This window comes from Aquimarina amphilecti (assembly GCF_900109375.1).
GTDB lineage: Bacteria > Bacteroidota > Bacteroidia > Flavobacteriales > Flavobacteriaceae > Aquimarina > Aquimarina amphilecti.
Map to the genome: position 1 here is coordinate 1 of NZ_FOAB01000008.1, position 16336 is coordinate 16336.

General features: G+C 32.0%; 10 protein-coding genes. 7 read left to right on the forward strand and 3 right to left on the reverse strand.

From position 1 onward, the window contains the following. Positions 1-127: 127 nt before the first annotated feature. The 3 genes from BMY33_RS19400 to BMY33_RS19410 all read right to left on the reverse strand — a co-directional run bounded on the left by BMY33_RS19400 (position 128) and on the right by BMY33_RS19410 (position 9297). On the reverse strand, positions 128-3178 hold the full coding sequence (locus BMY33_RS19400; protein WP_244543061.1) for a SusC/RagA family TonB-linked outer membrane protein: 3051 nt from the start codon (positions 3176-3178) through the stop codon (positions 128-130). A 239-nt stretch (positions 3179-3417) separates the two neighbouring features. After that, positions 3418-7521, reverse strand: coding sequence for a hybrid sensor histidine kinase/response regulator (locus tag BMY33_RS19405; protein ID WP_091411625.1), 4104 nt, complete (start codon positions 7519-7521; stop codon positions 3418-3420). Positions 7522-7626: 105 nt separating this feature from the next. Further along, the gene (locus tag BMY33_RS19410) at positions 7627-9297 is read right to left on the reverse strand and encodes a right-handed parallel beta-helix repeat-containing protein (RefSeq protein WP_091411626.1); all 1671 of its coding nucleotides are present in this window, start codon (positions 9295-9297) and stop codon (positions 7627-7629) included. A gap of 450 nt (positions 9298-9747) precedes the next feature. Between BMY33_RS19410 and BMY33_RS19415 the strand changes: the two genes are divergently transcribed. Genes BMY33_RS19415 through BMY33_RS19445 form a run of 7 tightly spaced genes read left to right on the forward strand, consistent with a single transcriptional unit; the run spans position 9748 to position 16333 of the window. Continuing rightward, on the forward strand, positions 9748-10578 hold the full coding sequence (locus tag BMY33_RS19415) for an SDR family oxidoreductase (protein WP_091411628.1): 831 nt from the start codon (positions 9748-9750) through the stop codon (positions 10576-10578). Positions 10579-10588: 10 nt separating this feature from the next. Beyond that, a complete protein-coding gene (gene uxuA / locus BMY33_RS19420; protein ID WP_091411630.1) occupies positions 10589-11773 on the forward strand; it encodes a mannonate dehydratase in 1185 nt (394 codons plus the stop codon). 18 nt (positions 11774-11791) lie between these two features. Beyond that, positions 11792-12631 (forward strand): 5-dehydro-4-deoxy-D-glucuronate isomerase, encoded by an 840-nt coding sequence (gene kduI, locus BMY33_RS19425; protein ID WP_091411632.1) that lies wholly within the window; start codon positions 11792-11794, stop codon positions 12629-12631. 8 nt (positions 12632-12639) lie between these two features. Beyond that, on the forward strand, positions 12640-13434 hold the full coding sequence (locus BMY33_RS19430; protein ID WP_091411634.1) for a gluconate 5-dehydrogenase: 795 nt from the start codon (positions 12640-12642) through the stop codon (positions 13432-13434). Then, positions 13434-14675, forward strand: coding sequence for a DUF4861 domain-containing protein (locus BMY33_RS19435; protein WP_091411636.1), 1242 nt, complete (start codon positions 13434-13436; stop codon positions 14673-14675). The genes BMY33_RS19430 and BMY33_RS19435 overlap by 1 nt, the downstream gene beginning before the upstream one ends. After that, positions 14672-15667 carry a sugar kinase gene (locus BMY33_RS19440; protein ID WP_091411638.1) on the forward strand — a complete coding sequence of 332 codons (996 nt, stop codon included), beginning with the start codon at positions 14672-14674 and terminating at the stop codon, positions 15665-15667. Before BMY33_RS19435 ends, BMY33_RS19440 begins: the two co-directional genes overlap by 4 nt. After that, positions 15668-16333 carry a beta/alpha barrel domain-containing protein gene (locus tag BMY33_RS19445; RefSeq protein WP_091411640.1) on the forward strand — a complete coding sequence of 222 codons (666 nt, stop codon included), beginning with the start codon at positions 15668-15670 and terminating at the stop codon, positions 16331-16333. Positions 16334-16336 lie beyond the last annotated feature (3 nt).

Genomic DNA, 16336 nt, shown 5'->3' on the forward strand with positions numbered 1-16336 from the left:
GGATTTTCTTCCAAATCCGAACATCCTATTGTTGAGACTATTGTCGACAATAAGAATAAGATTTTAATTGTTTTCATATGTTTTTATTTTATTACTAATGTGTTATAATATTTTATTAATCAACTAGTTAAAAGGTTACGTTAATTCCGAAATTAACTGATCTAACGGTTGGGTAATTTCCAAAATCAAAACCTCTTGTAGTATTAGCATTTGTAGAGCCACCAGATCCACCAGATCCAAAAAAGCTGGCTTCTGGATCTAAACCAGAGTAATCTGTGAAAGTCAGCAGGTTTTGACCACTAACCGAAACTCTCACCTTATCAATGCCCATTTTTTCAGTTACAGCATTTGGTATAGTGTATCCTAAAGCTATATTTTTTAATCTCACATATGTCCCATCCTCAACAAAACGAGAAGTAAGAATTTTTTCGGTTCTTAATGCTACACGCGGTACATCTGTATTAGTGTTTGTTGGTGTCCAAGCATTCAATATATCGGTAGAAGCATTAGAATCTCCAGCGTCTAATTGAATTGCAGTAAGGTTTGCAACATCACCTCCTACAGCACCTTGAAAGAAGATATTTAAATCAATATTTTTATAGGTAAAATTATTAGTAATACCGAATGTGAAATCAGGTGTAGGATCCCCAATAATTTTCTGATCATCTGTATTGATAACACCATCAGCGGTACCATTTTCATCAGGTATATCTGTAAATAACTGATCTCCTGCTTGTGCTCCTGCAAAAGTAGCAGTTCCTTCTGGCAAGTCTCCTCCTTGATACACCCCTCTATATTCATACCCCCAGAAAACTCCAGCAGCTTCTCCTTCTCTTAAAAGGTGTGTGTTCTCAGTGTTAAAATAACCAGGAGAAGCATCTAGAAATACATCGATACCTCCTATTAACGTCTCAACAGTATTTGTATTAGTAGACCAATTAAAATCGGTAGTCCAGGTAAAATTGTCTTTAACAATATTTCTTGTATTTAAAGAAATTTCAAATCCTTTATTATTAATCTCCCCAATATTTCTAATACTAGCTGTGGTTAAAAATCCAAGATATTCTGGCTGACTCGCATCGGCTAAAAGTAAATCTTCAGTGTCTATATTATAATAATCTAAGGAGAGAGAAACTCTATTATTTATAAGTCCTAAATCAAAACCAATATTGGTTTGGTAAGAAGACTCCCATTGCAGATCTGGATTTGCAGCTTGATCCGGAACAACAGCTCCAACAACATTTCCATTTATAATTCCTAATACGGTTTGGAATCTAGCTAAAGACTGATAAGCACTAATTGCTTGATTACCCGTCACACCATAACTAGCTCTAAGCTTTAGGTTGGAGATAGTACTGTTATCTTTCAGGAAACTTTCATTAGAAATTTTCCATCCTATAGCAGCAGAAGGGAAAATAGCACTTTGATTATTTACAGCAAAATTCGACGAAGCATCTCTTCTTACTGTAGCAGTTAACAAATAACGATCATCATAGTCAAGATTTAATCTTCCAAACTGAGATTGAATTTCTATTTCAGAAAAAGATGAAGTTGGTGTCAATGCAGTAGTTCCTCCTGATAGATTGAAAAAAGAGAATGTATTTGAGACAAAGCCTTCTGCTCCTGCAGAAGAAGTTTCTGTAGTATTTTTTTGATAAGAATATCCTGCTAGTAACGTTAAATCAAACTTACCGAATTCTTTATTATAGGTCAGATAATTTTCACTGATTACACTTGTGTTTCTAACATTTGATATAATAGCTCTTCCTCCAACATCTCCAGCAGTAATTCGTAAAGTAGAAGGCCTAAAAAGCCCATTTGTTTGATTTCGAGTACTAAAACCAAATGTAGTTTTAAAACTTAGTCCATTTAGAATTTCATAATCGGCATATAAATTAGCTCTGTAATTATCGGTTTTAGTTTCATTGATCCCTTCTGTTGCTATAGCAAAAGGATTATCAACATCATCACCAACAGAGTTAATCGTATTTACCCCATTTTCATTCAATACTCCTAAATCTGGAGCAAATCTAAAGGCTAAAGAAACTACATCATCACCACCTCCATTAGCAGTTTGACCTGTAGATTGTGTTGGAACACCATCTTGAGCTCCTCTACTACCAAAAAGATTGATCCCTAACTTTAACTTATCGGTCATCTGGGCATCTATATTGGATAGGAAAGTTACTCGCTCGAATTCTGAATTAATAATAACACCTTCTTGTTTAAAATAATTTGCAGAAGCATAAAAATTTATATTATCACTTCCTCCTGAGAAAGAAAATTGATGATCTGAAGTACTACCACTTCTATATAGTAAGTCTTGCCAATCTGTATTGGCAGGCCCTTGAACATAGGCAGGATTTAATTCTTGCTGATATGCTGCAAATTGATCCGCATTTAATAAATCTAGTTCATTAGTAATATTTTGTACCGAGTAATTCGAATTAATATCAATAGATAATTTCCCTTTTCTACCTTTCTTTGTAGTGACTAGAACGACTCCATTTGACCCTCTAGAGCCATAAATAGCTGATGCAGAAGCATCTTTAAGTACTTCTATGGATTCTATGTCATTTGCCTGAGGAAAAACAGCGCCTACAAAACCATCTACAACAATAAGCGGATCACTGTTTGCGTTGATCGAGGTATTCCCTCTAACTTGAATGTTAACAGCAGATCCAGGCTCACCTCCATTATTGGATTGAACCACAACACCAGCTGCACGCCCTTGAAGTGCTTGTGCTGCATTCAACACAGGAAAAGCCGTTAATTCATCCGATTTTACAGAAGATACAGAACCTGTTACATCACTCTTGCGCTGAGATCCATAACCCACAACAACGATTTGCTCTAAAGATTCTATTGATGCAGATAAAATAACATTAATACTTTTTTGACTACCAACTAATATCTCTTGATCCGCAAACCCGATATAAGAAAATACTAAAATAGCTTTTTCATCTGGCGCCTTTATAGTATATAAACCATCAAAATCAGTAGTAGTACCAATAGGTTTGTTTTTTACGCTAACGTTAGCACCAAGAATAGGAACTCCACCTTCTGATGTAACTGTTCCTGTAATCTCAATTTGTGCAGATAACGATGACCCCATCATTAATAACAAAATTGGAATACATCTTCTTAATATTTTAAAATATGTAAACTTTTCATTCATGAGTGATTGATTTATGTTAGTGTGTGCATGTGTTTAATACAGATATATAATTAGGAGACAAAAAAATATGACACACAACGAAAAGAAGAGTTGTAAAAAAATATATCTGTTTTGTTTCCTATTCATACTCAAACCTACTTAAAACAGTATATCTAAAAGTCCTAAAAAGGGTATACTTCTGTACTAAACACTGAAAATGAATACCTAACAATAGATATTCACATTAAAACGATGTCTTTTTAAGAAAAGAATTTTGATGCGTATTCTGAAGGGGTTTGATCGAAGTGTTTTTTAAAACATTTTGTAAAATATTTTGGGTTTCTAAAACCAACTTTATAACAAACTTCTGAGATATTTATTTGACCTAACTCTAATAATTGAGATGCTCTTTTCATTCGGATAGAATGAATAAACTCATTAGGTGTCAAATTTGTCCAACCTTTTATTTTAGAAAATAACATCGTTCTACTTACACCCAGTTCTGAACTGAAATATGGAATATCAAAAGAGGTATTACTTATATTTTCTTCAACAATTTTAACGGCTTTCTTTAATAACTCCTCATCTATTGAAGTTACCGTAATATCAGATGATTTAAATTCATTTGATGAGAATTTTTCTTTTTGCTTTTTTACAGATGAAAGAAGATTACGAATAGTCAATAAAAATTCTTTTACATTAAAAGGTTTATTAATGTAAGCATCTGCTCCAGACTCTAATCCATCAAATTTATAAATCAATGAAGTCCTAGAAGTCAATAAAACAAAAGGAATATGACTCGTTCGAATATCATTTTTTATTTTAGAACATAATTCGGTCCCTTCCATTTTAGGCATAATCACATCACTTATTATTAAGTCTGGAATTTTTTGTATTGCTTTTTTAAATGCTACTTGTCCATTTTCTGCCTTAATTACCTGATAATAATCCTTAAGCATATCTCCAACAAAATTTCTCAACTCATCATTATCCTCCGCAATTAAAATCAATGGTTTTTCATCTTCCTTAAAAACCATTTCCATGTCTAGTTCCTTATTTTTCTTAGCAGTAAAAATTTGATTTTTATATTGAGTAATATCATCACTAATCTTAAAATCCTTTATAATATCTGTTTCGTTTAAATGAGATTTACCTTTTTTAAGACTTACTCTAAAAACAGTTCCTTTTTCTAATTCGGTATCCACAACTTCTATAATACCCTGATGTAATTCGACAGCTTTTTTGGCTATTGACAATCCAATTCCACTGGCTTGATTAAATTGTTTCTGATAATCCTTATCGCCAGCCACTTCATAAAAACGATCAAATACTTTATCCACAAACTCTTTATCAATCCCTTTACCTGTATCCTTTATTTCAACAATTGCATTATTATCTTCCTCAAAAATTCTAACATGAATCTCTCCTCCTTCTGGAGTATATTTAAATGCATTGGAAATTAAGTTATAAAACACCCTCTCCAATTTATATCGATCAAAGTATACTTTTATGTTTTCGGAAGAAGTTTCAAACGTGTACGTATAAAACCCCGCTTTGGCAAATTCATTAAATGATAAATAAATCTCCTTTAAATATTTCACCAAATTCCCTTCTGCAACCTGTAATTTAGAATGCTTATTTTCAAATTTTCTAAAATCTAACAACTGATTTATCAATTTCAATAATTGATCTGCATTGCGTTCTATAACTAATAAACGTTTATACATCTTATTACTACCTTGATAATTCTCTATCAACTGTTGTAAAGGTGCTATAATCAAAGCTAGCGGAGTTCTAAATTCATGAGAGATATTTGTGAAAAATTCTAACTTAGAACGATTCATTTCTTCTTTCCTAATATTTTCTAGATGTTCTAAATCCAATTCATGCTTTAGTTTGGTTTTTGCTTTATTAATTTTATTCAATCCAAACAATGCCAATATTATAGCCAAGAAATATCCAGCAAAAGCAAGCGGGCTTTTCCAAGGAGCCGGCTTCAATGATATTCTTAATTGTGTAGATTCGTTATTCCAAACATTATCATTATTTGCTCCTTTTACTTCAAAAGTGTAATCTCCAGGTTTTTGTATCGTATAATTTACTTCTGTATTTTTCGTATACTGCCATTGATCATCCAACCCTACTAATCGATACGCATATTGATTATTTGATGGATTAATAAAGTTAGGCATAGCAAAACTAATCCCAAAAGAAGCTTGATCGTGTAATAATGTTAATTCATCGGTATATGAAACACTCCTTTTTAGCACTTTCTCATTTCCATAAGTATCAATTTTTTTTCCTTGAACATTAAAATCTGTTAAAACCACTTGGGGCACAAAAGTGTTCTTTTTTATCTGATTGGGATTTAAAAAAGAAACTCCAGATGGACCTCCAAAATAGAGACCTCCATTCTTAGCTTTTAAACAGGAGTTATTATTAAACTCGTTACTGATCAACCCATCTGTTTGATTATAAAGAATTGAAGTTTGGTTATTAGGATTATATGCTACAATACCCTTATTAGAACTTATCCAAATAACATCATCATCGTATTCCACAATACTAAAGACTGTACTAATCTTTGTTCCTAATACATTAAGCTCTAATCTAGAAAACTTATTATCATCAAATTTATAAATTCCATTTGCCTTAGTTCCAACATAGAGTATCCCTCTTTTATCTTCATATATGCTTAAAATATCATCTCCTGATAATTGTTCTTCATTAAAAAAGAAACGCTTTACTCTGATTATTTCTTCGTTATTTAGTTTACTTTTTTCAATATAATTAAGCCCATTTTGAGTACCAATCCATAGATTAGAATCTTTGTCAACAAGTAAAACTCTAATTCTATCATTAGAAAGTGATTTTTGATTTATATCATTATGATCTATAAACCTAAAATCCTTGCTTATTAAATTGTATTGAATTAGACCTTTACCAAAAGTCCCTAAATACATAAAATCGCTAGATTTTTCAATTGCATATACTCCAACATCCTTAAGAAGTACTTTTAAATCTCTACTTAACCCATCTGTAACAAAACTCTTAGAATCTACATTATACAAGGCTACCCCCGCATTATAGGTTCCAATCCAAAGTTTTTGGTTATTTAGAAATAATGATTTTATACTAAGACTGGGTAGTTTGCTATCTGAAATTTTTTGAAGATCAAAAGATTGATTTTTATTTAAATCCAATATACTAATGCCTTTCCCTTCTGTTCCAAAATATAAATTATTCTTATCGTCTTGTATTATACTACTAACCACACCATATTCGATGTCATCACTATTATTTTTTCTAAGAGATATGAAATTAGAATTAGATTCATCCCAAATATTAATCCCTCCGTAATAAGTTCCGAGCCAGGTTGAACCTTTTCTATCAATAAAAATTGTTTTGATAGAATTCCTACTAAGACTTTTTATGTTATTTTGTTGATGCTTGATAGAAATAATAGAATCATCAATATTTTTTATACAAAGACCATCATAGGTTGCAATCCAAAGTGCACCCCGATTATCTATGGATAGACTTCTAACATCTTTATTGATTACTTGATTTTTGGTAGTCTTTCTTACACGACCAAAAGAATCAGAAGTTAAATCGTAATAGTTAAGACCTCCATATTTAGTTCCAATCCACAGCCTATCTTTATCATCTTGTACAATAGCTTGAATATAAGAGTCACTTAAGCTATTTGATTTTTGATTACTATAAAATCTCTTAAAAACAAAATCATTATCATTCCTTGTTTTTAACTTATTTAAACCATTTGCTGTCCCTATCCAAATATCTTTTTTATTGTCTTCATATATACTTAAAATATAATTATTCGAAAGACTCGAAGCATTAGCAGGGTTATTCTTGATTGTAATAAATGAATCTGATTCTCTATTATATACCATAAGACCGTTAGAAGAACCAAACCAAAGTTCTCCATTATCCAACATGTGAATAGACCAAATTGTATTGTCTGAGATACTTCCTTTTTTACTAGAATGAAAATATGATTTGAATATATTAAGTTTTGGATCGTATCTATTTAATCCATTATATGTTCCAATCCAGATAAAACCTTCTTGATCTTCTTGTATGGATAAAATGTCATTATTACTAATTGAAGTGGAGTCATTAAGTATATTTCTATACACCGTAAAATTATCACCATCATATTTATTCAATCCATCTCTAGTTCCTATCCACATTCGACCTAATCGATCTTGATGAATAGCAATTACTGTACTTTGTGATAATCCATCTGAGGTAAAAAGATGTAAAAATTTATTATAAAAATTATCTTGAGCAATAGATAAAGTTGAAATAAAAAATAATAGTAATGCGTATATATGCTTCATCAATTCCCTTAAAATTTCCTCCTAATAACGTTTTAAACTTCAAAATATTAAGTAAATGTTAATAATTTAACGTTTAAGACTAATTCATTTTTGCTTTCTAATTTTTTAATTCTTTAATCTTCTCTTAAGTTGATACTTATACAAGGAAGGAATTAATTTTATGTCTTCATTTACAAAACCTACATAGGCATCTGGATTGTAGTTAATTACTATCTTTTGATTTCCCCAGACACCTACTAACCTAGCATTAGGCCCATCGTTCATTCCATCTAAACTTATGAGTTCTTCATTCTTTAGAGTATTCAAAAAATTTACTCTAATATTCCAAAAAGTATTATATGATGCATGTGAAGGTTTCCAATAACCTGCTCCACCACCTGTAAAAAGAGGATATGAGTCATTTTCTAATGTATTTAAATGAACAGTTATTAAATCAAATAAATTTTGATGATTCACACCTGAGTGTTGATCTAAAATTGGATTTTTAAAAACTTCGCAGTTATGATAAACGCTTTTAGTAGAAAAAGTATTAAAGCTTAAAGGATGCATTACATCATTATGAACAGATAAATTCTTAACTAAAACATTATGTACTCCTCCCATTTGTACTGTATAATGACCTTTCTTTTTCCCGGTAGTCTTAATATCTTTAATGGTTACATTAGCAATGGCTTCTGTTAATATACCACTGTCAGAATTTTCTATAATCACATTTTGAACCCAACTATTAAAAACTCTGGTCAAGTAAATTCCATTATATCCCTGCTCTACATGATGAGCTATACGATTAGAAAAAGGAAATGTAATTTTGAAATTCTGAATCCCCACTTCTTTTAAATGATCCCATTTTATTATTCTCACCTCATATTCAGGAATAATCTCTGTTAATAATGGAGATTTAATTATGACTTGATTTCGAACTATCTCTTCAATTTGTGCCTGTTGACGAATTAATGGCAGGTTGGTATAGTTCCAATGATGAGATCCAATTTTTAAATTTTTAGTATCTCCATATAATTCTCTTAATATATTTGCCTCTTTGCCCTTTTTATTAAACCATTGTATTTCTACAACGTCTCCTTTATTTAACCCTAAATCATTATGAACTTTAAATGAGACTGAACCACGTTTTGCATTATCAATAGTTCCCAAAACTTTAGGCTCTTTATCATATTTTTTAAGGTAGGATTTTACCCTAGCACCAGGAATTCTAGTCCAAAACATACCTCCTGACCAAGAATATTGAGAAAAAGGAAGGAAAATGTTCTTTTCTTCTTCTTTTTGAATTTTATCTAGTTTAACCAGATATTCTCTAAGTTCCTTTAAATCATTAGGATCTTTTAAATACATCATTGGTCTTGGGCAGAAAATTTCAGTTCCATTACTTCCTACTCCCTGACCATTAAGTATAATGTTGCTCCTTTCGAAATATAATACTTCACTTAAAATTATCCTTCCTGCAGGTAATTGAATTAATACTGGTTCTTTTACCTGATGAGCTTTCTCAAAAACTCTCAATAACGCTTTAGAATCATCTTTTTCATCATTTGCAACAACCCCAAAATCAATTGCGTTCAGTACAGTAATATCATCTGATATTTTTATCTCCTTCTCTCCAAATTGATACCCAGCATAACTATAATTAGGAATATAAGGACCTTTATTAGCAACTAACTCCGACAAAGAATATTCTTCCTGAGAAGAAGCTCCGATGACCCGTAATAGCAATAAAAATAAGAAAACAGTACTTGAATTGTTTTTGTCATTTATTCGCATTCTATATTTCTTTTTATAGTCCTAGAAAAACTTATTTTATCATTATTATATGTTATCAACAGTACTCATACATTTATAAGTTAAAACTTAAAATGTACCTCTCTATTCTAAGAATAAGTTTATCGATTATAATCTATTATGAAAAATAGGTTGTCTCAAAACTATTAAAACCTACTATCCTAATAGTTCGGATTAAGGGCGCTAATTGTTCGAATAATTCAAAAATTACCTTCAAAATTTATCAAATACTTAATACAATCCTTTGAAAACAAACAACATATTCAATTTTTTAAGAAAATTTACATTTAAACCAGTGAAAAATTAATTAACTGAAAACCAGTACATTGTACTTTTTTATGCTTATTTCCGTATGATCCTTCTCTAAAATTTAAATCTTAATTGTAATAAAAGTTTCAAATTTGAAATAGATGAATTTTTTCTATTGTAAATATGGATAATAAGGTAGTAGTACTCACTGGTGGCGGTGGAGTTTTAGGGAAAACAATAGCATTAGCATTGGCTAAAAAAGGAGCACAACTCGCTATTTTGGATTTAAGAAAAGATGCAGCAGAAAAAGTTGCACAAGAGATTAAAAAACAAGGAGGTTCAGCGATTGGTATTGCTGCAGATGTACTTAGTAAAGAATCTTTATTAAAAGCACAATCCGAGATTAATTCAAAATTAGGTAGCTGCGATATTTTAATTAACGGAGCTGGTGGAAATCACCCGAAAGGAACAACTTCGAACACGCATCTTACATTAAAAGATTTAGAAAATAATCAAAATGATTTCAAAAGTTTTTTTGATTTAGATACAGAAGGAATTCAATTCGTTTTTAATCTCAATTTTATAGGGACTTTATTACCTACCCAAGTTTTTGCAAAAGAAATGGTGGGTAAAGAAAATTGTTGCATTCTCAATATATCATCCATGAATGCATTTACTCCATTAACCAAAATTCCAGCGTATAGTGGAGCAAAAGCAGCGATATCAAATTTTACACAATGGCTTGCTGTACATTTTGCGAAAGTGGGTATTAGAGTAAATGCTTTAGCACCCGGTTTTTTCTTAACAGATCAAAATAGATCGTTATTAACAGATTCTGAAGGAAATCCAACCCGAAGAGGCAAAACTATCATAGAACAAACTCCAATGGGCAGATATGGGGAGCCCGAGGATCTTATAGGAACTACAGAATGGTTATGTGGAGAAGGTTCCAAGTTTGTAACTGGTATTGTCGTCCCCATTGATGGAGGTTTTAGCGCTTTTAGCGGTGTTTAATATATAATATATGAAATTAGAAAAAACATGGCGATGGTATGGACCTAATGATCCAGTATCATTATCCGACATAAAACAAGCTGGAGCAACTGGTATTGTATCCGCTTTACATCATATCCCAAATGGAGAAGTTTGGACAATAGAAGAAATACTAAAAAGAAAGAAAATCATTGAAGCATCCGGATTGAAATGGTCTGTTGTGGAAAGCGTTCCAATTCACGAAAACATAAAAACCAGATCTGAAAACTATGTTAAATACATCGAAAATTACAAAACTACAATACAAAACCTAGGTACTTGCAAAATCAATATCATCTGCTATAACTTCATGCCTGTTCTTGATTGGACCAGAACAAATCTAGAATACAAAGTTTCGGATGGATCAACTGCATTACGTTTTGACGCTACTGAATTCGCAGTTTTTGATCTATTATTACTTAATAGACCAAATGCACTAAAAGAGTACACTAATACGCAAGTTAAAAATGCTAAGATATTAGAAAAACAAATGTCTGAAGAACAAAAGAAACTCTTAGTAAATAACATAATCGCCGGTTTACCAGGTGCCGAAGAAGGATATTCCTTAAAAGACTTTAATGCCATTTTAAATACTTATAAAGATATTGGAGCTAAGGAATTAAAAGAACATCTCTTTTCATTTTTAAAAGATATTATCCCTACAGCAGAACAATCCGGAGTACTTATGTGCATCCACCCAGACGATCCTCCATATCCAATCCTTGGTCTACCACGAGTAGTAAGCACAGAAAAAGATATTATGGATTTATATAACGCTGTAGACTCTACCAATAATGGGTTAACATTTTGTACCGGATCCTTTGGGCTTCGTCCTGATAATGATTTACCAAATATGATAGAACGTTTAGGAAGTCGAATACATTTTATTCATTTAAGAAGTACTAAAAGAGATGAAAAAGGAAACTTTTATGAAGCTAATCATCTAGAAGGTGATGTGGATATGTATGAAGTAATGAGATCTCTAATAAATGAACAAAAGAAAAGGAAGAAAGTTGGTCGATCCGATCTTAATATTCCAATGCGACCAGATCACGGTCATAAAATGTTAGATGACCAACATAAAAAAACAAATCCAGGCTATTCAGGAATCGGAAGATTAAGAGGTTTAGCAGAATTAAGAGGCCTGGAAATGGGAATTAGAAAATCAATACTATAACAACTAAAACATAAAATTATGGCTACTGCTTACGAATCCAGATATGCATCTCACCCTAAAGCTGTAAAAGCAATGGATACTACAGAATTAAGAGATGAATTTTTGATAGAAAACCTAATGCAGTTAGGACAAATAAATCTTACATATTCGCATTACGACAGGTATATCGCTGGATCGGTGGTACCAAAGGATAGTTTAAAACTAGAACCTATCGATCCCATAAAAGCGGACTATTTTTTAGAAAGAAGAGAGCTGGGAATTATTAATGTTGGAGGAAAAGGGGAAGTTATAGTAGATGGAACTTCTTATAAACTAGAATACAAAGAAGCTTTATATGTGGGAAAAGGAAATAAAGAAGTATTATTTAAAAGTCAGAGTTCATCAAATCCTGCTAAATTCTATATCAATTCTGCACCAGCACATCACAGCTATCCCACTGTAAAAGTAACTAAAGAAAAGGCCAATAAAATAGAATTAGGCTCTTTAGAAACTTCTAATCATAGAACAGTTATACAGCTTATTGTTGGTGGTGTCGTAGAAACTTGTCAATTACAAATGGGAATGACAGAATTAAAAAAAGGTAGTGTATGGAACACAATGCCAGCACATTCTCATGATAGAAGAATGGAAGTGTATTTCTATTTTGAAGTGCCAAATGATCAATCTGTCTGTCATTTTATGGGGCAAACACACGAAACCAGACATATCTGGATGCAGAATGAGCAAGCAGTAATTTCACCTCCTTGGTCTATACATTCTGGTTCAGGAACCTCTAACTACACATTCATTTGGGGAATGGCCGGAGAGAATTTGGATTATGGAGATATGGATACATGTAAAATTACGGATCTTAAATAAGTCACATTATGTCACTATCGCTATTTGATATAAAAGATAAGAATGCTCTAATTACAGGATCAACACACGGCTTAGGTATGGCTATGGCTAAAGGATTAGGACTTGCAGGAGCTAAAATTATAGTAAATGGAAATTCTTCTCAAGAAAAAATTAACAATGCAGTAGATTCATATAAAGAATTAGGAATAGATGCTCGAGGTTATAAATTCGATGTAACTAATGAAGAAGAAGTAAAAAACGCTATTAAACAAATTGAAGAAGAAGTAGGTCCTATCCATATTCTAATTAATAATGCAGGTATTATAAAACGTACTCCTCTAGAAAAAATGGAAGTTTCTGATTTTAAAGAAGTAATTAACGTAGACCTTGTTAGCCCATTTATAGTTTCTAAGCACGTAGTTCAGGGAATGATCGAAAGAAAATCAGGAAAAATAATTAATATCTGCTCTATGATGAGTGAATTAGGGCGTAATACTGTTGGTGCATACGCTGCTGCAAAGGGAGGATTAAAAATGCTAACTCAGAATATGGCTACAGAATGGGCAAAATACAATATACAAGTTAATGGAATTGGTCCAGGATATTTTGCAACAGAACAAACAGCACCAATCCGTGTAGATGGACATCCATTTAATGATTTTATAATTAATCGTACTCCAGCGGCTAAATGGGGCGATCCTAATGATTTAGCTGGTACAGCTATTTTTTTAGCTTCTAAAGCAAGTGATTTTGTAAATGGACATATTCTCTATGTAGATGGTGGTATTCTAGCAACTATTGGTAAACCTACAAACGAAAAGTAATGAAACATTTATGCATCATTATTTCCTTAGCGCTTATAGTAATAAGCTGTAAAAAGGAATCCATATCTGACCTGGATAAAAAATATATCAACTTTACGAATACTTCCAGCATAGATAGAATGGATGAAAGCATTATTATCCCTAAAGACATAATAATAAACAAGTTAGACAGCATCTCTGATAATAGAGTTCCTATAATTAAAGATTCATCTGGAAGGGTCATTCCTTTTCAATTAGATTACCTAGAAAAAAAGGGAATTTGGGATGAGTTAAGCCTAACCCTTGACTTTAAAGCAAATCAAACACAAAAACTAGAATTAACAACAATTGCTACAGAAAGTATTCCTTCGTTTACTCCAAGAACAAATATTAGATTCGGAATTGGAACTAATAAGAATACTGTAAAAGAAGTTTTAGAACAAAAACGAATAGGTGATCCACGAACCAACGATAGTATTTTTTATCAAATGGAAGGACCCGCTTGGGAGAATGATAAAGTAGGCTTTAGATTCTATTTCGATCCACGAAATGGTATTGATATTTTTGGAAAAAACACCTCCGAACTTGTATTAGATCGCGTAGGTTTAGGAGACGGAAATTATCATGAATTAGATGACTGGGGGATGGATGTCCTAAAAGTTGGAAACTCTCTAGGAGCTGGATCATTGGCTATAAAACATAATGATTCCCTGATTAGACTTACCGGAAAAGACCAAGCAGAATTTAAAACTATTACAGAAGGACCAATAAGATCAATTTTTGAGATGACCTATAAGAATTCGAAAATTGGAGATCAAAATATAGATGTCGTCCATAGAATTACCATTTGGAAAGGACAATGGGGGTACCAGAGTCAGGTGTTTTTTAAAGGTGCGACCAATCAAATGAACCTGGTTACCGGTATTGCAAATTTAAAACCTAACCATAAATATTCTAAAAAATCAAAAAACCATTTTGTTCTAGAGACTTTCGGAGCACAATCAGAAAACAATGATTTGTTAGGTATGGCGATCATAATCCCTAAAGATGATTTTATAAACGAAGGAGAAGCTCCAAAGGAAAACACAGATATTACTACAACCTACTATACTGTAATGAATGCTTCTAACAACAAACCTTCCACTTTTTACTTCCTTGCCGGATGGGAACAATCCAATGTCCAATTCAATACCTATGAAGGTTTTGATAAAATAGTTTCCGAAATGAGTGAAAAATTATCAAATCCAATATTAATAAAATGAAAAAAAGAGTTGTCACTTTAGGTGAGGTTCTAATGCGTCTTACTACTGCTACGCATGAGCGATTCGAGCAATCGAATACATATAGGGTGCATTTTGGCGGAACAGAAGCTAATGTTTCAATCTCTCTTGCACAATGGAATCTCGGCGCTACTCATATCACTTCATTTCCAAATCATTCGATAGGAAAAACTGCTTGCGACTACTTAAAAAAATCAGGAGTTGACACTAATAACATAAAATTCAATGATGGAAGAATGGGGCTTTATTTTTTAGAAAATGGTGTTATGCAGCGATCTTCTAAAATCATATATGACCGTTTTGATTCTTCCTTTTCAAAATTAAACCCTACTATTTTTAACTGGGACGAAATTTTAAAAGATGTAGATTGGTTTCATTGGACAGGAATCACACCAGCGATCTCTGAATCCGCAGCTCAACTATGTCTCGATGCTTTGACTTCGGCGCAAAAATTAGGAATAACAGTAAGTGGAGATATTAATTATAGAAGGAATCTTTGGCAATATGGAAAATCACCTTTAGAAATAATGCCTGAGCTTATTAGCAAAACTAATGTTATCGTAGGTGGGCTTACAGATTTCGAAAATTGCCTAGACATTTCAGCAAACAACTTTGAAGAAGGATGTAAAAAAGTACAGCAGAAATACACTACTGTGCATACGCTATCCAATACTCAACGAGAAATCATTTCTGCATCTCAAAATAAGTTATCAGCAATACTTTGGAGAAATAATAAATACAATATCTCTAAAACTTATACTATGGAAAACATTGTAGATCGCATTGGCGGTGGTGATGCTTTTATGGCAGGATTAATTTATGGATTGATGTACAAAGAAGAGGAGGATGCTCTTGAATTTGCCGTGGCTTCTGCAGTATTGAAACATGGAATTCTTGGAGATGCAAATTTAGTTTCTGTAGAAGAAGTAGAACAATTAGTACAAGGGGATAACATTGGAAGATTATTAAGATAAATGAAAAACTCTGCAGAACACATCGTCACAATAATGGAAAAAACCGGATTAATTCCTGTTTTTAATCATCAAGATATTGAAGTTACTAAAAAAGTATTAGATGCTTCATATGAAGCAGGTATAAGAGTTTTTGAATTCACAAATAGAAATGAAAAAGCACTCTCCGTTTTTACTGAATTACGAAAATATGCATTAAAGTACAATGATCTAATTTTAGGTATAGGAACCATTTTTACTAAAACTGAGGTTGAACAATTTCTTAACGCTCAAGCAGATTTTATAGTTTCTCCGGCATTAATCCCTGAAATCGCTAATTATTGCAATAAAAAAGAAGTGTTATGGGTCCCAGGATGTGCTACCGTTACAGAAGTTTATAGTGCTCAACAATTAGGAGCAAAATTAATTAAAGCCTTCCCTGGTAATGTTTTAGGTGTAGATTTCATCAAAGCTATTAAAACTGTTTTACCTAAAACTAAAATAATGCCTACCGGAGGTGTACAACCTTCTCTGGAAAATTTAAGATTATGGTTTGATTCTGGAGTAAGTTGTGTTGGAATGGGATCTCTACTTTTTAGTAAAAACAATATTAAGAACAAAGATTTCTTAAAACTTTCTTCGGATATAAAAGAAGTATTGGTGAGCATTAAAGAAATTAAAAACAACTAATAT